Source organism: Propionimicrobium sp. BV2F7, from assembly GCF_000510445.1.
In the GTDB taxonomy this organism is placed as follows: domain Bacteria; phylum Actinomycetota; class Actinomycetes; order Propionibacteriales; family Propionibacteriaceae; genus Propionimicrobium; species Propionimicrobium lymphophilum.
Genome location: NZ_AZIS01000003.1, coordinates 566,749 through 588,942 on the forward strand (window position 1 = coordinate 566,749; position 22,194 = coordinate 588,942).

Annotated in this window: 20 protein-coding genes and 1 pseudogene; 9 read left to right on the forward strand and 12 right to left on the reverse strand. The window is 55.6% G+C overall.

The annotated features are described in order from the left end of the window. Position 1: 1 nt before the first annotated feature. Entirely contained in the window at positions 2-1,354 is a 1,353-nt protein-coding gene (locus HMPREF1255_RS03520; RefSeq protein WP_024110913.1) for a PFL family protein, read from the forward strand. Here HMPREF1255_RS03520 and HMPREF1255_RS03525 read toward each other — a convergent pair. The 5 genes from HMPREF1255_RS03525 to rpsB form a co-directional block, all read right to left on the reverse strand. Beyond that, the gene (locus HMPREF1255_RS03525; RefSeq protein ID WP_024110654.1) at positions 1,351-2,211 is read right to left on the reverse strand and encodes a phosphatidate cytidylyltransferase; all 861 of its coding nucleotides are present in this window, start codon (positions 2,209-2,211) and stop codon (positions 1,351-1,353) included. The genes HMPREF1255_RS03520 and HMPREF1255_RS03525 overlap by 4 nt on opposite strands. A gap of 3 nt (positions 2,212-2,214) precedes the next feature. Continuing rightward, positions 2,215-2,772: a ribosome recycling factor gene (gene frr, locus HMPREF1255_RS03530; protein WP_016455794.1), complete on the reverse strand. Its 558-nt coding sequence runs from the start codon at positions 2,770-2,772 to the stop codon at positions 2,215-2,217. Positions 2,773-2,828: 56 nt separating this feature from the next. After that, on the reverse strand, positions 2,829-3,542 hold the full coding sequence (gene pyrH / locus HMPREF1255_RS03535; protein ID WP_016455793.1) for a UMP kinase: 714 nt from the start codon (positions 3,540-3,542) through the stop codon (positions 2,829-2,831). Between the two features lie 129 nt (positions 3,543-3,671). Further along, positions 3,672-4,481, reverse strand: a complete 810-nt coding sequence (gene tsf / locus HMPREF1255_RS03540) for a translation elongation factor Ts (protein WP_016455792.1) — start codon at positions 4,479-4,481, stop codon at positions 3,672-3,674. 23 nt (positions 4,482-4,504) lie between these two features. Further along, positions 4,505-5,350 carry a 30S ribosomal protein S2 gene (gene rpsB / locus HMPREF1255_RS03545; protein WP_024110651.1) on the reverse strand — a complete coding sequence of 282 codons (846 nt, stop codon included), beginning with the start codon at positions 5,348-5,350 and terminating at the stop codon, positions 4,505-4,507. Between the two features lie 256 nt (positions 5,351-5,606). Here rpsB and HMPREF1255_RS09370 point away from each other — a divergent pair, with 256 nt between their 5' ends. Then, positions 5,607-6,530 (forward strand): M23 family metallopeptidase, encoded by a 924-nt coding sequence (locus tag HMPREF1255_RS09370; protein ID WP_016455790.1) that lies wholly within the window; start codon positions 5,607-5,609, stop codon positions 6,528-6,530. An 8-nt stretch (positions 6,531-6,538) separates the two neighbouring features. Then, a pseudogene (locus HMPREF1255_RS03555) lies at positions 6,539-6,886 on the forward strand (sugar phosphate isomerase/epimerase family protein); the annotation flags it as partial. A gap of 40 nt (positions 6,887-6,926) precedes the next feature. Here HMPREF1255_RS03555 and HMPREF1255_RS03560 read toward each other — a convergent pair. Beyond that, on the reverse strand, positions 6,927-7,829 hold the full coding sequence (locus tag HMPREF1255_RS03560) for a tyrosine recombinase XerC (protein WP_024110827.1): 903 nt from the start codon (positions 7,827-7,829) through the stop codon (positions 6,927-6,929). Between the two features lie 103 nt (positions 7,830-7,932). Between HMPREF1255_RS03560 and def the strand changes: the two genes are divergently transcribed. The 3 genes from def to HMPREF1255_RS03575 are packed head-to-tail and all read left to right on the forward strand — an operon-like array spanning position 7,933 to position 11,252. Then, positions 7,933-8,511, forward strand: coding sequence for a peptide deformylase (gene def / locus HMPREF1255_RS03565; RefSeq protein WP_016455787.1), 579 nt, complete (start codon positions 7,933-7,935; stop codon positions 8,509-8,511). 16 nt (positions 8,512-8,527) lie between these two features. After that, positions 8,528-10,243 carry an NAD-dependent malic enzyme gene (locus HMPREF1255_RS03570; RefSeq protein WP_016455786.1) on the forward strand — a complete coding sequence of 572 codons (1,716 nt, stop codon included), beginning with the start codon at positions 8,528-8,530 and terminating at the stop codon, positions 10,241-10,243. 31 nt (positions 10,244-10,274) lie between these two features. Next, positions 10,275-11,252 carry a bile acid:sodium symporter family protein gene (locus tag HMPREF1255_RS03575; protein WP_016455785.1) on the forward strand — a complete coding sequence of 326 codons (978 nt, stop codon included), beginning with the start codon at positions 10,275-10,277 and terminating at the stop codon, positions 11,250-11,252. On the opposite strand, the gene HMPREF1255_RS03580 is transcribed toward HMPREF1255_RS03575, so the two are convergent. Next, positions 11,249-12,058, reverse strand: coding sequence for an ABC transporter ATP-binding protein (locus HMPREF1255_RS03580; protein WP_016455784.1), 810 nt, complete (start codon positions 12,056-12,058; stop codon positions 11,249-11,251). The two genes, HMPREF1255_RS03575 and HMPREF1255_RS03580, sit on opposite strands and share 4 nt — an antisense overlap. Positions 12,059-12,166: 108 nt before the next feature. Between HMPREF1255_RS03580 and HMPREF1255_RS03585 the strand changes: the two genes are divergently transcribed. Next, the gene (locus tag HMPREF1255_RS03585; protein ID WP_024110666.1) at positions 12,167-13,489 is read left to right on the forward strand and encodes a threonine/serine exporter ThrE family protein; all 1,323 of its coding nucleotides are present in this window, start codon (positions 12,167-12,169) and stop codon (positions 13,487-13,489) included. A gap of 302 nt (positions 13,490-13,791) precedes the next feature. Continuing rightward, complete coding sequence (locus tag HMPREF1255_RS03590) at positions 13,792-14,223, forward strand: hypothetical protein (RefSeq protein WP_036916824.1); 432 nt, start codon at positions 13,792-13,794, stop codon at positions 14,221-14,223. Here the strand turns inward: HMPREF1255_RS03590 and fabI are convergent. The 5 genes from fabI to HMPREF1255_RS03615 form a co-directional block, all read right to left on the reverse strand. Beyond that, positions 14,220-14,990, reverse strand: a complete 771-nt coding sequence (fabI, locus tag HMPREF1255_RS03595; RefSeq protein ID WP_016455781.1) for an enoyl-ACP reductase FabI — start codon at positions 14,988-14,990, stop codon at positions 14,220-14,222. The genes HMPREF1255_RS03590 and fabI overlap by 4 nt on opposite strands. A 3-nt stretch (positions 14,991-14,993) precedes the next feature. Continuing rightward, entirely contained in the window at positions 14,994-15,710 is a 717-nt protein-coding gene (gene fabG, locus HMPREF1255_RS03600; RefSeq protein WP_016455780.1) for a 3-oxoacyl-[acyl-carrier-protein] reductase, read from the reverse strand. An 86-nt stretch (positions 15,711-15,796) separates the two neighbouring features. Then, entirely contained in the window at positions 15,797-16,999 is a 1,203-nt protein-coding gene (locus tag HMPREF1255_RS03605) for a dicarboxylate/amino acid:cation symporter (protein ID WP_024110849.1), read from the reverse strand. Between the two features lie 97 nt (positions 17,000-17,096). Next, positions 17,097-18,056: a cysteine synthase A gene (gene cysK, locus HMPREF1255_RS03610; protein ID WP_016455778.1), complete on the reverse strand. Its 960-nt coding sequence runs from the start codon at positions 18,054-18,056 to the stop codon at positions 17,097-17,099. Positions 18,057-18,293: 237 nt separating this feature from the next. Then, a complete protein-coding gene (locus HMPREF1255_RS03615) occupies positions 18,294-19,745 on the reverse strand; it encodes a sodium/glutamate symporter (RefSeq protein WP_024110857.1) in 1,452 nt (483 codons plus the stop codon). Positions 19,746-20,135: 390 nt separating this feature from the next. On the opposite strand from HMPREF1255_RS03615, the gene HMPREF1255_RS03625 reads away from it, so the two are divergent. Beyond that, complete coding sequence (locus tag HMPREF1255_RS03625) at positions 20,136-22,193, forward strand: sodium:proton antiporter (protein ID WP_024110952.1); 2,058 nt, start codon at positions 20,136-20,138, stop codon at positions 22,191-22,193. Position 22,194 lies beyond the last annotated feature (1 nt).

Genomic DNA, 22,194 nt, shown 5'->3' on the forward strand with positions numbered 1-22,194 from the left:
CATGGCGACATTCGAAAACGTTCTTGAAACAGTACGGATGATCGACGAATATCGGCTAGATATTCGAACGGTCACCATGGGCATTTCGCTGCTGGATTGCGCCGCGACGGACGTAGATTCCGCATGTGATCGCATCTATGACAAGATCACCAGCAGGGCCGAGAAGCTCCTTGAGACCTGCGAGAAAATCGAGGCGGAACTCGGTATCCCGATCATCAACAAACGCATCTCTGTGACGCCCATTGCCATCGTCGCAGCTGCGAGCAGGGCCAACGACCTGACACCGTTTGCTAAGGCCCTAGACCGTGCAGCGAAAGCCTGCGGAGTCAACTTCATCGGCGGCTTCTCTGCGCTAACGGAAAAGGGAGCTACTGGCTCCGATCTCGCGCTGATCAACTCGTTGCCGCAGGCCCTCAACGAAACCGATCTCGTTTGTGGCAGCGTTGCGATTGGCTCTTCGCGCGCGGGCATCAACATGGACACTGTGGGCCGCATGGGGCGCATCATCAAGGACGTGGCCTCCGCCACCGAAAACGGCTTTGGCGCAGCCAAACTCGTGGTGTTCGCAAATGCGGTGTCCGACAACCCGTTTATGGCGGGAGCATTCCACGGCGTCGAAGAGGCCGACTGTGTAATTAGCGTGGGCGTTTCCGGCCCGGGCGTCATCAAGAGCGCAGTGGACGCTGCCCCCGACGCAACTATGGGCGGCCTTGCAGAAACCATCAAGAAGGCCTCGTTTAAGGTCACCAGGATGGGCCAGCTGGTTGGCACTTTGGCGGCTGAAAGGCTCGGCGTCGACTTCGGCATCGTCGATCTTTCTCTTGCGCCAACACCTGCTGTAGGCGACTCCGTCGCGGAGATTCTAGAAGAAATCGGCCTGGAACGCGTCGGCGGTCCGGGGACCACCGCGGCCCTTGCACTGCTAAACGACGCGGTCAAGAAGGGCGGAATGATGGCATGCAGCCACGTCGGTGGGCTTTCCGGGTCCTTCATACCTGTTAGCGAGGACGCCGGAATGATCGACGCCGTCAACGAGGGCGTGCTGACCATCGAGAAGCTGGAAGCAATGACAGCCATTTGCTCCGTCGGCCTTGACATGATCGCCATCCCCGGAGACACCTCGGCAGCGAGCATTTCGGGCATCATCGCAGACGAGGCAGCGATCGGCATCATGAACAACAAGACCACAGCCGTGCGCGTCATCCCTGTGCCGGGCATGAAGGTTGGCGACGAGGTCGAATTCGGCGGACTACTTGGGCACGCGCCGATCATGAAGGTTAGTTCTGCATCTTGCGAAAAGATGATCGGACGCGGAGGACGAATCCCCGCCCCGATTCACGCATTCAAAAACTAAACCAACAGGTACATCAGCAGCCAGAGCACGGGCGCGGAAGCGAGCAGAGAATCCAACCTGTCCATCGCTCCCCCGTGCCCAGGCAACAGATTGCTCATGTCCTTAAGGCCGGTATTTCGCTTAACCATCGACTCGACCAGATCGCCCAAGGTGGCGGTAAGCCCGAGCACCAGGCCGATTGCTACGCCCACGTACCACTGCGAATCAATCAGCAGCTCGGCCAATACCGCACCGATAGCTGCCGAGCTCAACAACCCACCGAACAAGCCCTCCCAGGTCTTTCCTGGGCTGATCTTGGGCGCCAGCTTCCGCTTACCGAAAAGCGAACCGAACAAGTAAGCTCCGGTGTCGCTGCACGGAACGCAAGCGAATAAAAATACCAGCCTCAACCCACCATCGGGTTGTGCGAGCAGCAAGCCAGCAGGGGCACCAAGAATGCCCAAGTAGCCGATCGTGAAAAAAGACGCAGAGGCATCTTTCACGAAATTCTCCGCGCCCCTCCTAAGATGGCCGAAAAGCGCGAAGAGAGATGTGAAAAGCAGGATGGCGAAAACAGCAACCAATCCGTTGCTGCTGTTTTGCCACACGCTAAAGCCGTAACCGGCTGCAACGGAAAGCGGAACACCGATCAAAATCGGGAGCCGCTCTCCATGCATCTCGAGCTTGTCCAAAGCTCGAAGGACTTCCCAGGACCCAGCGAATAAAGCCGTGGCCCAGAAAGACACGAAAATCCAGGGTTGCCAAAGCAAACCGGAAAATATCCAGACCAGCAAACCAGACGCTACGGCAATTGCTGCCGGAAGATTGCGGCCAGCACTTTTCTTGCGTCTGGATTGCGGCGTTTTGGGCGAATTCAAACCTTAGACTTCCATCAGTTCGGCCTCTTTGGCCTTCAGCAATTCGTCAACCTGGTTGGTGAACTTCTTGGTCTCGTCCTCGATCTGCTTCTCACCACGACGAGCGTCGTCCTCGCCGATGTCGCCGTCCTTCTCGGCCTTCTTTATTACGTCCATAGCAGAGCGACGATGGTTGCGGATAACTACCTTGGCATCTTCTGCCTTGTCGCGGACGATCTTGATGTATTCCTTGCGGCGATCTTCGGTTAGCTCGGGGAACACGACGCGAACGGCATTACCGTCCACAGCCGGGTTAACGCCTAAGTCGGAGTTGCGCACTGCCTTCTCGATCTCGTTGATGCAACCGCGATCGAACGGAGTGATCATCATGACGCGTGGCTCTGGAGACTTGAAAGTGGCCAGCTGCTGAAGCGGAGTCGGAGTTCCATAGTATTCAGCGGTCAACTGATTGAACATCGCCGGAGTCGCGCGACCAGTGCGTACCTTGGAGAAATCAGTCTTAGCGAACTCAATTGCAGACGCCATCTTCTTTCGGACGTCTTTGATAGTTTCATCAATCATTTTCTAAACCTCTTACTTGTCGTTAATGCAAGCCTATCGGTGGCTAGCGAAAATATTTATGGGCGAACCAGAGTGCCGATGTCTTCGCGGTTAACCACACGGGCGATATTGCCCGGCTGATCGAGCTGGAAGAAGACCATGTCCAGATTGTTGTCGCGGGCAAGGCTGATCGCCGTGGCATCCGCTATCTTCAGGTTCTTTGCCAGGAATTCGTCGTAGCTGAGAGTCTCGTAACGCTTTGCATCCGGGTTTACACGAGGATCGGAATCGTAGACCCCGTCTACGCCGTTCTTGCCCATCAGGAGAACCTCTGCACCGATCTCGAGCGCGCGCTGTGCGGCTACGGTGTCCGTGGAGAAATATGGCATACCAGAGCCTGCGCCAAAGATGACAACGCGACCCTTCTCCATGTGACGCTCCGCCCTGCGCGGAATGTATGACTCTGCGACTTGACCCATTGTGATTGCGGTCTGCACCCTGGTCGGAACACCTGTTTTCTCGCAGAAGTCTTGCAGCGCCAGAGCGTTCATCACGGTGCCGAGCATGCCCATGTAGTCTGCACGGTCGCGGTCCATTCCGCCCTTAGTCAGTTCCGCGCCGCGGAAGTAGTTGCCGCCGCCAACGACGACGGAAACCTGCGTTCCGTTTTCGACGATGCTGGCGATCTCCTCAGCCACCCTGGATACCACTTGGGGGTCAACCCCGAGTTGGCCACCACCAAACGCTTCGCCTGACAGTTTCAGTAATACCCGCTTGTAGGGTTGCGGCACGGTTCCTCCAAGTCTTCGATTAAAAGCTTCTTGGTTAACTTTAGCCGTTAGTAGGTTAAGAGTCCTAGTTGTGGGCATAACAAACCGGGGCGGCTCCAAATGGAACCGCCCCGGTTGATAAGGATTTAATTAGCCACCAACGGAGAAGCGAACGAACTTCTTGATGGTAACGCCGTTCTCCTTAGCCAACTGGCCAACAGTCTTCTTGTCGTCAAGAAGCGAGGCCTGCTCCAGCAGGGTGAAGTCCTTAACGAAAGCGTTGACACGGCCTTCGACGATCCTAGGGATGATCTTTTCGGGCTTGCCCTCTTCCTGAGCGGTCTCAGTGGCGATGCGCTCTTCGCGCTCGATGACCTCAGCCGGGATATCTTCGCGGGAGAGGTAATCAGGACGCATGGAAGCGATCTGCATGGCTACCTGGTGAACGAAGTCGACATCGTCCCCCTCGTACTGAACCATGACGCCGACCTGCGGAGGCAGGTTCGGGTCGCGACGGTGCAGGTAGACGTGGGTCGGGTCCTCGAAGGTGGCTACCTTAGCCAGCTCGATCTTCTCACCGATGCGGTTGCGCAGATCCTCGATGCGGGTCTGAATGGTCTCGCCACCCAGGTCAAGCTCCAGGACCTCTTCCGGAGAGTTAGCCTTAACGGACTCGGCAGCCTTGACGATCTGGTCGCCTAGCGAAACGAAGTCGTTGCTCTTAGCGACGAAGTCGGTCTCGGAACCAAATTGGATCAGGCAGTTACCCTCGTTAGCAACGAGGCCGTTGTCCGCGCTACGGTCGGTGCGCTTTGCAGCCTTAGCGGCGCCGCGAACGCGAAGAACCTCAACGGCTGCCTCGATGTCACCATCGGCCTCAGTGAGAGCCTTCTTGGCGTCCATCATGCCTGCGCCGGTCATGTCGCGCAGCTTCTTAATATCAGCAACACTAATTGCCATTGGTTTTTCCTTTCGAAACCGAATTACTTATCGGCTGCCGGGGCCTCGGCCTTGGTCTCTTCTTTGGCCTCATCTGCGGGCTTTTCTTCAGCCGGCTTTGCATTCTCGTCGGCGTTCAGCAACTCGCGTTCCCAATCCGGCATGGGCTCGCCGGATGCCTGATCGTCGGTGTTCTGCTTGGAACGCTCGACAAGACCGTCGGCGGCAGCGTCAGCAATAACGCGGGTCAGCAGAGCGACGGAACGGATGGCGTCGTCGTTGCCCGGAATCGGGTAATCAACCTCATCCGGATCGCAGTTGGTGTCGAGGATGCCGACTACCGGAATGCGAAGCTTGTGAGCCTCGTCAACCGCCAGGTGCTCCTTCTTAGTGTCGACGATCCAAACAGCCTGCGGCAGCCTGCTGAGATCGCGGATACCGCCGAGAGACTTCTGCAGCTTCTCGAGCTCGCGGGAGAAGCCAAGAAGCTCCTTCTTGGTGAAGCCACCGGGCTTAACGGTCTCGAGGTCCATACCCTCCAGTTCCTTCATGCGAGCAATTCGCTTGTTGATGGTCTGGAAGTTGGTGAGCATACCGCCGAGCCAACGCTGGTTGACGTAAGGCATTCCGACTCGGGTTGCCTGTTCTGCGATGGCCTCCTGGGCCTGCTTCTTGGTGCCGACGAAAAGGATCTGGCCGCCGCGAGCAACGGTTTCCTTAACGAAGTTGTATGCCTTGTCGATGTACTTCAGCGACTGGCGAAGATCAATGATGTAGATGCCGTTGCGCTCGTTGAAGATGAAACGCTTCATCTTCGGGTTCCAACGACGGGTCTGGTGGCCGAAGTGCACACCGTTTTCTAGTAGCTGGCGCGCAGTTACCACTGCCATGGGTTTTCCTCTCGGTTTTGAAGGCAACGGACTTTCCGCAGCCGCCTGGCACGCCGACCATGCCCACTCGAATAATCGAGAACCTTGGGCACCGCCCGGATTAGCACCGATTGGCGTGCGCGTTGTCGATAGACGAACTACCGCACGTCAATTGTATGGATTGTCAGGCGAGGATTCCAAACCAGTGCAACGCCAGATTTCTAGATAGATGTTGTCCGAATGAACATTCTGAAGTTTTAAGACAATAAATGATTTCGTGAACAAGTTTAACTGCCTACTTTTGGCCGCGGTCAGCTCTATCGTCCTGTTTCTCCAGTGCCTGTCCGTCGCCGCTGCTTCCCCAAGCCGCGTCCCTCCCCTGACGGGACCCATAACCAGGGCTTTCGATTTACCCGAACAGAATTGGGCGGCGGGTCATCGGGGAATTGACTTTGCGGGCTCAAAAGGCGAGCAGGTGTTTGCTGCATCAGCCGGAAGAGTTACATGGGTTGGCCAGGTTGGGGGCGTAACGATGGTTACGATTACGCATTCCGATGGCTTGCGCTCCACGTATCAACCGGTTTCCCCGTCAGTCGAGCCCGGACAACAAGTGTCAGTTGGCGCCAAAATCGGATCACTGCTTGAGGGGCACCAAGGTTGCCCGGGCGAAGCTTGCCTACACTTCGGCGTTCTCGACAAAGACAAATACCTAAATCCCCAAGACTGGCTGGGCGGGACAGACGGGAGCCGAGTGCGGCTACTGCCGATGAATGCTCATCCAAGAAAAGTGCCTCTAGGCTTGATGACTAGTGAAGCCTCGGGCCCCTGGCCTGTTCCGGGCGTGGTCACGTGCGAATTCGGCCCCAGAACAAATCCAATAACGGGAAATAGCGAAATACACGATGGCACCGATATTGGCGCTCCGTGCGGAACACCGATCAAAGCTTGGTCTGACGGAGTGGTTACCTTCGCGCAAATGACAGCCGGCTATGGAAACCGCGTAGTGCTAGCCGATAGCCCCGGAAACGAGACCTCATATTCCCACCTACAAGGATTCAACGTCGCCGCGGGTCAACGCGTTAAGTCAGGTGACGTGGTGGGTTTTGTTGGCACTACCGGATATTCAACCGGATGTCATCTTCATTTCAGCGTGGTCCGTGACGGAAAATTCATAAATCCTCGCCAAATTGTCAGGGAATAATTAAGAATATTTGTCTCGACACCGGCCACATGGCTTGCGGCGGCGCAGACGTCGTCGCTTTAGCCAAGCGTTACGCCAACCGTGTCGACATCGTTCACGCAAAGGACATAACCGACAAGCTTCTTCCCGGAGAGATCACTTGGTCCGAGGGCGTAAAGGCCAGCATGTTCGCACCGATCGGTCAGGGCGACATGGACTTCAAGGCAATCGTCACTGCCCTCGACGAGGCGAACTTTGACGGCTATTACGTGCTGGAGCAGGACATCATGATCGATGGCGAGCCGGCTCCTGGCGAAGGCTCGATTAACAACGCAAAGGCTTCCCTCGAGGCGCTTAAGGCGTTGGCAAAGAACTAACTCAATTTTGATTTTTGCCCCGACTATGTCGGGACCATTTTCATGCCCTGGGGTGCGCTTGTTTGAATGCGGATACCAAGCGCTCGTTTGTAATATGTGTGTAAATCTGGGTTGTCGCCAGCGAGGAGTGTCCGAGCATCTCTTGCACGCTACGAAGGTCCGCTCCGCCTTCAAGCAAGTGCGTCGCCATTGCGTGGCGAAAACCGTGCGGGCCAACGTCAGGTGCCTGCGGTAGGGCATCGAGAGAATTGTGCACAACCCTGCGAACGACTCGAGGATCTATTCGCCCGCCGCGTAGCCCCAGAAAGAGCGCATAACCAGATTTATCGGTGGCTAATTGCTGCCGAGACTGAAGCCAATTCTGGATCGCTCGTTGAGCGGGGGCGCCGATCGGAACGCTGCGCTGCTTGTTTCCTTTTCCGATTACGGTCACTGTGCCCCGAGAAGTATTCAGATCGTCGATGTCCAACCCGCACAACTCACTAACCCTAATTCCGCTTGCATAAAGCAATTCAAGGATTGCCTCATCGCGCCTGTTTTGAGGTGTGTCTTCCGTCATCATCGCGTCGATTGCAGCGTCGAGCACGGTTCGCATTTGGTCTTGAGTGAGGGTATTTGGCAGGCGTTTTGGCACTTTTGGAGTCTGCAGCTTGCTTGCTGGATCAGATTCGATGTGCCCATTTTCACGTAGCCAGCGAAAAAAAGTCCTTACCGCACCGATTCTTCTAGCCAGAGTCGAGGGCTGAGCGCCTGCAGACTTCATCGCGGCTAACCAAGCACGCAAATCAGCAATACTTATCTGAGAAAAATCGGAATGCCGCCCAGACACAAAATCTATGAGGTCCTGGATATCACTCGAGTAAGCATCAACAGTGTGAACCGAGCGACCGAGCCGAATCCGCTGGTCGCTGGCGAATTGCTGCTTGAGTTTTTCCATGGACATGTACTCAATCTAGGCCAGAGGGGGCATAGTTAATCTTTGAAACACGGATAGAGTAGTTTTGCTAGTAACAGGTAATAAATTCATCTATTTTTCGGAGCGTTCGATGGCATCACCTAGTGAATGGGCACAGAAGGGCAAAATCAGGAGGGTTACCCGCTGGACCGAGCCGGTGATGCACCAACAGACAAAACCCGTCACTGATTTTGACGAAGATCTGCGTCAGCTTGCCGCAGACATGTTTGCGACCATGGAGGCTGCGGATGGTGTCGGACTGGCGGGCCCGCAGGTTGACGAGTCACTCGCCATCTTCGTTTTCAATTGCCCCGACGAAACCGGAAAAATGCATTCCGGCGTCGTCTGCAACCCGAAGATCACACTGCCTGAAGGAAAAGAGCGCCAACTCGATGCCACTGAAGAGGGCTGCTTAAGCTGGCCCGGCGCCTACCAGACGCTGGCTCGTACAGACCGCGCGATTTGCGAGGGACAGGACGAAAACGGTGATCCGGTTCGCATCGAAGCCACCGGTTTGCTCGCACGCTGCGTTCAGCACGAAACAGACCACCTGAACGGAATGGTTTTCGGAGATCGCCTCTCCACCAGGGCTCGTCGCCAGCTGGATAAGAAACAAGCGGAAACTGACCACCTATATCCGGCGGATTGGCCGATAACCCCCAAGGGATAAGCCTAAGCTTGTGGGCATGCGCAGGGAGTTTCTTTTTTTGCCAGGCCCACAACGCGACACGGTTAAAATCGCGCTTCGCGGTCGGGACGTTTTGAGCGACCCCATGATTAATCAGGGCACCGCTTTTACGCATGAAGAACGCGCTGCGCTAGGCATCACCGGCCTGCTACCTGGCGGCGTCATGTCCATGGAGGAACAGATCCGCCGGGTTTACAAGCAGTACCAGTCCGAGCCAACAAACTTGGCTAAGTACACCTATCTGAACTCGATGAGGGATCGCAACGAGTTTCTGTTTTACAGGCTCCTTACCGACCACATCGAGGAAATGATGCCGATCATCTATACCCCGACGATTGGCGAGGCGATCCAGGAATACTCCCACTGGTTCCACCGTCCGAGGGGCATTTATCTCGACATTGACAACCCAGAGCTCATCGAGTCTTCGCTGCTGCAAGACCGCACTCCGGCAGAAGACATCGAGTTGATTGTCGTCACCGATTCCGAGGGCATCTTAGGGATCGGCGATCAGGGTGTCGGAGGCGTCGCGATCACGATCGGAAAGCTGTCGGTTTACGTCGCTGCTGCCGGCGTCCACCCGCACCACGTGCTACCGGTCGTGCTGGACACCGGCACCGACAACCTGGACCTACTTAGCGACCCTGCCTACCTGGGCGTGCAGCATCCGCGAGTCCGGGGTGAGGAATATGACGAATTCATAAACAAGTTTGTCAAGGCGGTAAAGAAGCTATTCCCCAATGCGATGCTGCATTGGGAAGATTTCGCAGCTGGAAACGCAACCCGAATTTTGAACCGCTACCGCGACGAGATCTGCTCTTTCAACGACGATATCCAAGGCACCGCATCAGTTGTGGTGGCAGCGATCTTGTCTGCAATTAGGTCCTCGGGGACGAAGATCTGCGAGCAGCAAATCGTCATAAACGGTGCTGGTAGCGCGGGCATCGGCATCGCTAACCAGCTAGTTAATGTGATGATGACCGAAGGCATTAGCGAGAAGGAAGCGAGGAGCAAATTCTGGGGTCTGTCCAGCCGCGGTCTACTGGTTGAGGACGGCGTCTTAAGAGATTTCCAGGCGCCGTTCGCCAGGAGCCGCGAGGAAGTTTCCGGCTGGGACGTGGAAAATCCACGGAAGATAACTCTCGCCGAAGTCGTGGAAAACACGCAGCCGACGATTCTCATCGGCACCTCTGCTCAGGCAGGCGCCTTTACTGAAAAGATCGTCAAGAAGATGGCCGAAAAGGTCGAGCGACCCATAATCATGCCGCTTTCCAATCCAACAACTAAAGCCGAGGCTACCCCAGAAGACTTGATCAATTGGACTGACGGGCGCGCGCTGATCGCTACGGGCTCACCTTTTAATCCTGTTGAGTACAAGAGCACGACTTTCCACATCGCCCAAGCAAACAATGCGCTGGTATTTCCAGGGATTGGGCTGGGCGTGATCGTCTGCAAGGCAGAAAAGGTCTCGGATAACATGATCGCTGCGGCCTCTTCTGCGGTTGCCAACGCCGTGACCGATCGCCGCCTGGGCGCCTCCCTACTGCCGCCAATCAACCATCTGAGATCCATTTCGGCGCAGGTCGCAATAGCCGTCGTAGAAGCTGCCAAAGCCGAGGGGTTGGCTCGAAAAGAGGTGCCGAGCCCTATAGAGGAGGTTTACAAGAACACTTGGAAGCCGATCTACCCGAAGGTTGAAGTAGTCGATTCCCTTTAGCCAAGAAGCAGCGATGATTTAAGCTTGCCTGGTGCTTAAAAAGATCGATTGGTTTTTAACCGGCATCATCGCCTTCGCCCTCTTGGGCACTTTTCTTCCTGCTCCCTTACCAGCCATGGGGGCAGTTGATTGGTTGGCGAAGATCATGATCGCCATCCTGTTCTTTCTCTATGGCATTCGGTTGAAGCCGGAGGAGACGATTGCTGGTCTAAAGCACTGGCGATTGCACGCCACTATTCTCAGCTACACGTATGTGGTGTTCCCTATCATCGGCATTTTGATTGGTTTTTTTACGCCGGGTCTGATCAGCACCGAAACCTACCGCGGGCTGCTGTGGGTGTGTCTGTTGCCATCAACCGTGCAATCGTCGATCAACTTCACTTCTATCGCTAGGGGCAACGTCGCCGGGGCAATCGTTAGCGCGTCAGCATCTAACTTGCTCGGGGTCTTCATCACACCTGTTCTTGCGCTTTTACTAATGAGCACCACAGGGCTAAAGCTGCAGGCGTCGTCCATTTTGGACATCGCGGCTCAGATCTTGTTACCTTTCCTGCTCGGACAATTCTCTAGGCGGTGGACCGCAGACTTCGTAGCGAGACATCCAAAGCTCAAATACTTCGATCAGGCGTCGATCTTGGTTGTTGTCTACAAGGCCTTCTCACAAAGCCACCATGAGGGTATTTGGGGAAGAACCAACATCTATGACCTGATAATCATCTGCATTTTCAGCGTGGTCGTACTGGCCTTCATGCTCTGGATAACTTGGGAAGGAGCTCGAGTTCTCGGGTTTAACCGCGCCGATCAGATAGCGATTCAATTCTGTGGCACAAAGAAATCGCTAGCCACGGGAGTCCCTATGGCTAGCGTCCTCTTCTCGGGTGGTGTAGGCCTAATCGTACTGCCGCTGATGGTTTTCCACCAGGTGCAGCTGATAGCGTGCGGCGCGCTCTCAAGCCACTACGCCGCTAAGGACGAAGAGTGGCACCAAGAACCCGGACGCAGGGGCTAAACGCTCCAATCTGCTCTGGCCGCCCGCACCGCACGGGCACTCCAGCGGCCGTCATCATAGAAGACCCTGAGTGGCATGTGATACGCCTTGCTCATCAACTCGTCGGTCAGTACTTGCTCGATCGGCCCGGAAGCCACGATTTTGCCCTTGTCCAAAAGCATGGCGTGCGTAATACCCTCAGGGACCTCTTCCAGGTGGTGGGTGACCAACACGGTGGCAGGCGCGTATGGGTTTGCGAACAGATCGGAAAGAGTTGCAACCAGAATCTCCCTACCCGCTAGGTCCAGACCAGCGCCAGGCTCGTCGAGCAGCAGAAGCTCAGGATCAGACATCAAGGCCCTAGCAATCTCGACACGCTTTCGTTCGCCCTCGCTAAGCGTTCCGTAGGTTCGATCCGCCAAATCCTCGATCATGAGAGCGGACATGAGCTGATTCGCCCGCTCGTAATCCATCTCGTCGTAAGCCTCGCGCCACCGTCCGATGATGCCGTAGGCGGACGAAACGACGACGTTACGCACCTTCTCCTTGTTCGGAATGCGATGTGAAAGCGCAGCGGAAGTAACTCCGATTCTCGGACGCAATTCGAATACGTCTACCGCCCCCAGGTATTCGCCAAGCAGCGAAACTACTCCGCTAGTTGGATGCATCTGGGCAGCCAAAATTTGCAGCATGGTTGTTTTACCGGCCCCGTTAGGCCCGACGATCAACCAGCGCTGACCTTCTTCTACGACTAGATTCACGTCGTCGAGGAGTAAGGAGTTACCGCGCCTAACGCTGACCGAGGATAATTCTGCAACCACTGACATATTGTAAAATCTAGCTAACTTAGCAACCCGTCGCTCGAGTGCGTGCGTATCTGCATGAACTTTTCCGTGCGAGTCCCTCCCCCGAGCGAGCTTTTTGAAAGTGACTAGATGACTCAGCAGGAAATCAACCGCACGCGGATGGGTCGAGAGGCGCTTGCGGTGCTACGCGTTGGAATGCTGATGATGGGCGCCGGCACCGGTGGCTATCGAGTCTTACGCGGAATGAAGCGCGTCGCTAGAGCGATGAATTTCGATGGGGTAAACGCGGACGTGTCAATCAATTCGATCACATGCACGCTGCGTAGAGGTAAAACGTTTAGGACGGTAGTTGCCAACCAGGCAAACCCAAGCGTGGATTCTTCCAGGATCGCCGCCCTAGAGCATTTGACTCGCCACTCTGCTGCTCCGCTTAGGCTCGAAGATCTGAACGATAAACTCGACGAAATAGAGTTCAGGATGGCGCCGCGCTGGCCGGTCTGGGTTCAGGCGATTGCCGCGGGCGTAGCGTGCAGTGGTTTCGCAGTGTTGAACCAGGTCTCTCCCGCTCAGATTTGGATTGTCGCCTTAGCAGCGGCGATCGGTCAGCTGGTTCGGGTGCTCATGACCAAGAAGCATTTTAACCAGTTGGGAACGGTTGGGTTGGCGGCAGCTACAGCGTTCCTCACCTATACGCTGGTCTCGCTGGCGGCAAGCGCGATCGGGCATCTTCCGAGCGCTACATTCGCTACCGGACACGTCGTCTCCGTGCTGTTCCTGATTCCCGGTTTCCCACTATTTTCGGCTCTACTAGATCTAAGTAGATTCGATATCCAGGCGGGCCTTTCCAGGCTTACTTATGCGCTTTTAATCATCTTCGCTGCCGCAACCCCAGTCGGTTTGGCGTCATGGATCATCGGGCAGGCTCCTTTGCCGTCACAGCCCGATGCGGTCCCTAGCAATTGGTATTTATTCGCAGCCATCGCCACGCTTGCCAGCACGGCAGGATTCGGGATCTTGTTCAACTCAAACCTGAAGATGATCTTCTGGGCCGCGTTGGCCGGCTGCTTCGGCAACACTACAAGGCTCATTCTCACGCATCACGAGCTCACCCCAGCTCCCCTGGCATGTTTCATCGGCGGTCTGCTGATCGGTCTATTAATCACCGTGATAAACCGTTTCGACAGGGCGCTGCCGAGGATAACCCTGACGGTTCCTGCCTCTTTGACGACCGTTCCCGGAGTCGCCATTTACCGCTTCGTCTACTGGCTCAACCAAGGAGACATGACGCAAGCGCTATCGAACTTGACGACGGCAACCCTTTGGATCACTTCCGTTGCGGCAGGCCTGATCGTAGCCAGGATGGTCACCGACAGGAATTGGGCGTTTGCGCATCCAATCGATTTCTCACACACTGAGCCCACAGCTACATTCACCAAAATCGAGGAGTCTTGACCGAGCTAAATCTGCTGGAGGCTTTGCGCCTAGCCAGCGTCCTCAATTCACTTCATTTTGGAGAAGTCGATGCTGCAGTCGCGGAGGCACGACTTCGATTGATGGACAGGACTAGTTCAGGTCAGCCGCATCATGTGTCAGATCCGAACGGAATTTGCGGGCTAGAAACTGAAAAGTTAATCCCCATCAGGCTGGTGCTATCTAAGGCAGCGAACCAAGGACTTGGGCCGTGGTTTTTGCTCACCCCGACACCAGGACGACATGGCGGCTTTCGTTCGGCCTCGGAATCATTGATTCAAGCTATGGAAACGGGAGCACTAGTCGTCGAGGCGAACGGAAAAATGGCGTGGCTTCCGAAACCGATCGGCCCTGCCATGCAATGGCTACTCGTAGAGGCGCAACGCCCGACGTACCCAATTTCACCGGCCGAGGCATCCAGGAACCTTTCGGAGGCAGTTATAGCCATCGGGACTAGGCTGGCGGCAATCGACAACCCGGCTGGGACACGCCCCGACGAGGCCCTTTCTGTGCATCTAGGCGAAGCGTATAGCACGCGCTGCCAACGGCTGCTGGACCGCGCAATGTTTCTGCTAAAAGTTGCAGATGAGGGGCTAAAGGCGACTTCTCGCGCGCTAACGACGGGAAACGTGCTGGCGCGCGAGAAACAGTTAAGAAGCCTTAGAGCCGCCTGTCTTGACGCTATCAGCGCCTCGGCAAGCTGGCCGCAAGGTTAGGCTCCGGTGGACGAAAGACCGCCGTCAACGTGAATCATTTGACCGGTGGTTGCCGGGAAAAGATCGGAGAGCAGTGCGCAAACGGCCTTTCCAACCGGGTAGGCGTCCTTAGCGTTCCAGCCGAGTGGAGCACGCTCCGCCCAAACCTTGTTGAAGTCAACTTCCCCGGGAATCGCCTTCTTAGCGATCGTGTCGATCGGGCCTGCAGCCACCAGGTTGCAGCGAATGTTATCCGGGCCAAGGTAACGAGCCAGATAGCGGCTGGTCGACTCCAAAGCGGACTTTGCAACGCCCATCCAGTCGTACGACGGCCAGCTAAGCGAGTTGTCAAAGGTCAAACCGACGATGGATGACCCAGACCCCAGAAGTTCACGAAGAGACACGGTTAGCGACTTAAGCGAGAACGCGGAAGTCTGCAGAGCAACAGCCACATCCTCCCACTGGGTGCTTAAGAATGCGCCGCCAAGAGCCCTCTCGGGGTTGGCATAGGCTATGGAGTGGACGATGCCGTCCAGGTGATCAAAGCCGTTTTCACGAAGCTGGTCTGGAAGATTCGCCATCGCTTCATCGTCGTTGACGTCGAGGGCAAGAACCTCGGGCGTTGGATCAATGTGTTTCACAACACGCTTGGTCAGGCTAACCGCACGCGGAATGTTAGACACGATCACCTGGGCGCCCTGCTGAGTGGCGAAATCCGCCACCGCGTAGGCGATCGAAGTGTCCAGCGTGACGCCGGTTACCAGAATCTTTTTGCCTTCAAGAATCATTTCTTAGTGCCCCATTCCAATGCCACCATCGACGGGAATTACCGCTCCAGTGATGTAGCTTTGCTCATCCGCGACCAGGAATTTGACGGCATTTGCGACGTCTTCGGTGGTGCCCATCCTGCCCACAGGAATCCTCTTGTTGTAATCAGCCTTGACGTCATCGGGAAGAATGTCGGTCATGTCAGTCTCGATAAACCCGGGAGCGACAACATTAATAGTGATGCCCCGTGAACCAACCTCCCTGGACAGGCTGCGCGCCATGCCGATCAGGCCTGCTTTAGAAGCGGCGTAGTTCAGCTGTCCGGGTGACCCCATGAGCCCGACCACCGAACCCATCAATACGATGCGGCCGAACCGAGCCCTCATCATGGTTCGTAGAACTGCCTTGACGCATCGATAAACACCAGTCAGATTGACCTCGATGACTTTCTGCCAAGAGTCTTCGTTCATTCTCAACGCAAGGCCGTCTTCCGTGATGCCGGCATTAGCGACAAGCACCTCAACCGGACCGAGCTCGTCAGCCACCTTCTTGAAGGCCTCGTCTACGGCGTCTTGATTGGTGATATCGCAGGCTACTCCGAGGGCACCTTCCGGAGCCTTACCGCTGCCGGAAAGGCTTGCCACCTTGTAACCCTCGCCAAGCAGCTTTTCACAGATTGTCTTACCAATACCGCGGCTGCCGCCGGTAACGACGGCAACCCGAGAAGTTTTTTCGTTCACAGAACAAACCTATCTGTTTGGTCGATCACTTGCTCGTCGGTTATCCGCTAAAAAGCAAAGCTCTTTATTGTCAGGTATCGCAAAAACTAGCTGGCTTGCTGTTCCTTAGCATTCTTGCGTTCGCTCCTAGCTACCAGTACATCGGTGATTATCGATAGGGCGCCGTCGCCTGTGACGTTCGTAGCGGTTCCGAACGAATCGATTGCGATGTAAGTGGCGATCATCAGACCGACCTGAGCCTCGTTGAAGCCGAGCATGCTCGCCAGGAGTCCAGCCGCAGTCATGATTGCACCGCCCGGCACGCCAGGAGCCGCAACCATGGTGATTCCGAGCATCAGAATGAACCCGACCATTAAGTGAGGCGAAATCATGCCGCCCGATAGCATGATGACAGCGATAGCAAACGACGTGATCTTTACCGTCGAACCGGCTAGGTGGATCGTTGCGAACAGCGGAATCGTGAATGCAGAAACGGCCTCGCTCACGCCCATCTTCCTGGCCTGACGAAGAGTGACCGGAATGGTCGCAGCGGACGAAGAGGTGCCTAGCGCAGTCATGTATGCCGGAAGCATGGTTTTGAGCATCTTGAGCGGGTTCTTGTGTGAGACGATGCCGGCAACTCCGTACTGAATCAGCAGCAGGATAACCGTCAGAATGAAGACAAAGACAACCACTCCGAGGAAAGTGACGATGACCTCGAAGGCTTGCCCCGAATTGGTCATATTCAAGAAGATGCCGAATATATAGAGCGGCAACAGCGGAATAATGATCTTCTCGATCGCGGCGATCACGATGTCGCGTAGCTCAACAAATCCCTTGAAGAGGGCATCACTCTTGATTCGAGTAATCCCCACGCCGACGACGAAGGCCAACACCAAAGCCGTCATGACGGATAGAAGCGGAGGCATCTCGATAGTGAAGTATGGCTGAAGCATGGAGTCTTCAGGATTATCAACCGCCTGAATGTGCTTGCCGCTGAGCAACCTAGGCAACACGGCCATGGACGACCCAAAGGCCATGAATCCTGCAAAAATCGTAGAACCGTAAGCGATCAAAGCTGTAACGGCGAGCCACTTCCCCGCAGCTTTCCCAAGCTCCGAGATACCGGGAGTGATCAGGCCAACGATTATCAGCGGAATCAAAAAGTTTAAGAAGTTACCAAATATCGAGTTGAAGGTAACGAAAACTCGAACGATCTCGGAAGGCAGGAACATACCTACGGCGACGCCGAGAATAATTGCTAGCAAGATCCTGGGGAGCAGGCCCAGGCTAAATTTCTTTTTCTCCACGCTTATAGCATATTGATTATTCGTTATACCGAAAATTTATGCCCACAATATGGTTAAAGGCCCGGCCGAAGCCGGGCCTTATATCGATGTTTATCTATTAATTTTCGGTATCGACTTCCTCGGCCTGAGCGAATTCACCGAGCTTGGTGGATAGGTAGCGGTCGCCGGAGTCGGGAAGGACAACGGCGATACGCTTACCTGCGAACTCCTCACGTGCAGCTAGCACACGGGCGGCCTGCAGAGCGGCGCCAGAAGAAATACCTACGAAGAGACCCTCGCTCTGGCCAAAGATCCGGGCTTGCTCGATGGAGTCAGAATCCGAGATGTCCAGCACTTCGTCGTAAACGGAGTTGTCGAGGGTTTCTGGAGAGAATCCGGCGCCGATGCCCTGGATCGCGTGCGGGCCAGGCTTGCCGCCATTGAGAATGGCGCTCGTCTCGGGCTCAACGCCAACGATGTAGGCGTTTGGGTTCTTTTCCTTCAGGTAACGTCCAACGCCGGTCAGAGTGCCGCCGGTACCGATGCCAGCGACGAAGACGTCGACCTTGCCCTCAGCGTCCTCCCAGATCTCTGGACCGGTGGTCTCGTAGTGAACGCGCGGGTTAGCAGGGTTGGTGAACTGGCCGAGAACGACGATGGAATCGTCGCGCTTCTTCCACTCGTCAACGTAAGCGATTGCTCCCTTGATGGCCTTCGACCCGGGGGTCAGCAGCAGCTCAGCGCCGTAAGACTGGATCAGGGCGCGGCGCTCCACGGACAGAGAGGCCGGCAAAACGATGGTCACCTTGTAACCCTTCGCGGTGCCGATAGCTGCGATACCGATTCCGGTGTTACCGCTGGTCGGCTCAACGATGTGCGCGCCAGGCTTAAGTACGCCGCGCTTCTCGGCGTCCTCGATCATGGCCAGCGCGATGCGGTCTTTGACAGAACCAGCGGGGTTGAAAGACTCGACCTTGGTCAAGATCTCTGCATTAGCCCCGACCTTTTCTGCGTACTTCTTCGCAACGAGCAGAGGGGTCTTGCCAACGATTTGAGATGCGTCTGTGTAAAAAGTCATTGAAAATCCTTAGAGTATAAAAAGTCGTTTTTGGGTGTGCGAAACAACAGGCAAAAAGCCTGAATTTTTAAAAACAGAAAATAAGAAAGATAAAAAGAGGAGCGCTTACTAGCGCATGCAGTCGCAACACATCATCGACTTCACGCGACCAAAGTCAACGTGGCGACGAATGAATCCGAACTTCAACATGTCTTTTACGCTAGCAAACGCTTCCCTAACACCCAAATGAAGGTTGCACTAATCGAACTCGTTCTTACCACCGACGAAACTACCGCCGAGGGTTGCTACATGGCCGAGCGGAGCTGACTTCTTGGATCCATGCCTGCTGAGCCAGATACCGACGAAGATTGCTATGACAGCTAGGCCTCCCCAGACTCCCACGACCGCCCAGCTTGCAGAAGCCAACACCAACATTGGGGCGAACGATACCGCGGCGATCTCAACCGGCACCACGGGAATATAGGCGTAACCGAACTGTTCGATAGTTCCCGACTTGAGCTTAGGGTCGACGATTCGCAACAGAGCCAATCCGGTTGAAACAGCTCCAGTAGCCCAGCCCCAGGTGAATAGCTGACGCTCGAACCAGCCGTCTCCCATCATTCGTGGCGCAACAACGAAACCTAGGAATACGCAAAGCAACAAACCAATCAAGAAAAGAACGCCCAGTGCGCCGACGTGGTCTTTAACGAATGCAGGCTCGATGGACGCAATGCCGCAGACGACGAGGATGTCGGTAGCCATGCCAGAAATAGAGCGCAGCGAATCAGTATCAATTAGGTGAGAGCTCTTCGTGGAGTTCATCACAAGCCGCATGACGATGCCCACCACGAAAGAGATGGAGAAAAGCGGGAAGCTGATGTCGGGCAGCCACATCTTCAAGACTTGATTAATGCCGTAAGCGCACAGGCAAGCGATCGAGATGACGCCAACATTGAACGTCAAAGACTCAACCGTTCCACCGGAGAAGGTGTGGGTGCCGATTGCTGGTCGAGTCTCCGTCTGGTCGAGGATGCCCGTCCTGATGTCTTGCGGCAACGAATCCATGCCCTTGAAGGCCTCGACCTGACCGCGACGAGCACCGATATTAGCGATGATAATTCCGCCGATAACGCCCGCGAGCAGGCCCACAGTAGCAGAGGAGAAGGCGATGGAAGCCATGCCGGGGTCACCAGCCTCGTTAAATACGTCGCCGACCGCGGCAGCAGTTCCGAAGCCACCCGCCCAACCGGTGAAAAGCATCAGACCGATCGAATCCGGAGAATCAAAAAGTGGTTTCAAGACCAGAAGGCAAAGACCCATGCCGACCGCGACCTGGAGCGAATACATGAGGACACCGTAAGTGGCGAATCCCGCTACGGAGCGGTTGATCTTGCGAACGTCGAAGTCATCCGTTAAAGCCATGCAGGCGAATACGACCACGATCAAAATTGACGAATAAGTCGAAACCTGAGAAGAAAGCGGAATGCCGTTGAACTGCAGGCTGCCGATCTTCCAGCCATGTTCTCGGGCTATAGCTCCGAGCACGTTTTGCCCCAAGAGTAGACCGAGCAGTCCGGCGATGACGCTTGCCGGCACGAGCATATTCTGTAGGAAACGAATTCTGGCTCGAAGAAAAACGCCTATCGAGAGCAAAAGCCCAATGAATCCGAGATCCACCAATGCCGTCCAGGCAGTATAGGTTTCGGTCATTCGTTCTCCTTAAAGTTCCTCAAGCCAAGCGGCAGACGCGTGGCACGATCAAAAGATTTCTGAGCTCGAAGCGTCAATTATCGCCGTACGCTTCGCGACAAACAAGAATGCGATTTTAGAAGCTGCCGTCCAAAATCAACAGCATGATTATATTCTTAAAAATCAACTGTCCCGGAACATTCTGGCAGAGGTTGAACAACGCGGTTTCACAGGTCCAAAACGAGCAGGATTCGAAACCCTCACCACAGCAGACAGCTCGATTCGGCGAGGCCTACGAGAACGATCCAACCAGCGTCTTACAAGATTGGCAAGCGGCAGACTAACCCGCATTTACGTGTTTTGATGCGATAAAATATCGGCTGGACTCATCGATCACCGCGAAAGGCCACCATGCACGCGTTTGAGTTGATATTGGTTCTATTCACCATAGTTTTGGTCTCGTCGATTCTCGACCAGCTATTGTCCAGGCTGTCGCTGCCGCTCGTCCAGATAGCCATGGGAGTAGTCGGCGCCCTAGTTATCGGGGAGCCCTTCCAAATGACCATCGACTCGCACCTGTTTTTGGTGATATTCATCGCTCCGCTGCTCTACGACGAGTCCCGGCGGGTTTCCAAACGAGCGCTGATGCGAAATATCGTGGGCATCCTTTCCCTGGCTATCGGCCTGGTGGTGGCAAGCGTCTTCGCGGTTGGCTTCGCACTCAACTGGATATCGCCGTCCATCCCTCTCGCCGCCGGGCTCGCCCTCGGGGCCGCGCTGGGCCCGACGGACGCTGTCGCGGTCTCAGCGCTGTCAAAAAGCACAAAACTCACAGAACGCCAAACCGCGTTGCTTTCTGGCGAGGCCCTGATTAACGACGCCTCTGGCATCGTGTCGTTTCAATTCGCGGTCGGGGCTGCCGTGACAGGCATCTTCTCTGTGGCGAACGCTGCGGGAGCATTCGCGGCTTCGTTCGGCGGCGGACTGCTGTTCGGCGTGGTGATGGGCGTAGTGGTGCTCGCGATACTGCGCGGCGTCAGGGGCATCGGTCTTGAGTCGACGGTCTTTCACGTCACTTTCGAGATATTGACCCCGTTCGTCATATTCCTACTCGCCGAAGGGATCGGCGTCTCTGGCATCCTCGCCGTAGTCGCGGCAGGTTTGATGATCGCTTTAGTGCCGAACAGGGCAACCGCCTATACCGCCCGGGTATCGCTGGTATCCCACGGTGTTTGGGAAGTTATCGCCTTCATCTTAAACGGCATAGTCTTCGTCTTCCTGGGCTCACATCTGCCAAGCGTCTTCACCCATTCCTGGGAGGACGCGACAAACCCGCTATCGCTGGCGGGTCTGGTGTTGGTGCTGACGGCAATAGTTGTGACACTTCGCTTCATGTGGGTTTTGATTCTCGATTGGCACATGATGCGCATTGGGCGGCTACTGGGAGTCCACAACTACAGGCAGCTATTGAAGGGCGCCTTGACGACGACGCTCGGCGGGCCGAAGGGCGCCGTCACCTTGTCGATTGCCATGACCTTGCCCGTCACGCTGACCAACGACGCGGGAGTACCGATACGCGACGAGCTGATTTTCCTGGCGTCGGGCACAATTCTCTGCACGCTGCTGCTGGCGAACTTCCTGCTGCCTGTGCTCTCGCCCGCCGAATCGAAGGGCCAGAGCCAAGAGCGAACGAACCAGGTTCGGACGATGGTCTTGAGTAATCTGGTCGAGGCACTCAACGCCAATTTCGGCACTCGCTACCCGATGGCGGTCTCGATGCTGATCGGCCGCTATAACCACGAGATAGCCGAGCTGACCATGAGCAAGGATTTTGACGCCGCGATTCGCAGGCTGCGCCTGAATTTGTTGCTTAAACAACGCGAATGGCTATCCGACCTGCTGGCGCAGGGCAAGATCAGCAACGTTGTTTTCGAATCGATCGGCCAGACTATAGACCGGCTGATCCAGGTCGCAAACCACAAATACTCCTCTCGAATCGGGCTACGCAGGGTCTGGATGCGAATCGTTCACGCTCTAAAGGAGATCCGTGCGGCCCGAAGCCAGCACGACGAGGTGACGACACCCCACCAGCTTCGGGACGCCCGAATCGCGCTCAGCCGTCGTTCTGTCGATTACCTGAATAGCCTTGAACCGAAGCCGCAGATTCCACACGAGGCGATCGACTATCTTTTGGGCGACAACCAGAGGCTGCTCGCAATGTTGCAGCGCTCGGCGCAGGACGATGAGGCCGTCTCCGACAAGGGCCACCAGCCGGCAAAAGTAGGGATTAGGGCGCGCCGCACTCTTGCCGAGCAGCTCGACCTGATGGAGGCCGAGGCTCTTCGGCTGGAGTTGGGCTGTGTTCAGCAGCTTCTTGAGGACGACCTGATAACTAGGGCGGAGGCTGCCGAACTGCGCGATGAAATCTATCTCCTGCAGATGAATCTGTCAGACTACAGCTCGCACTAGC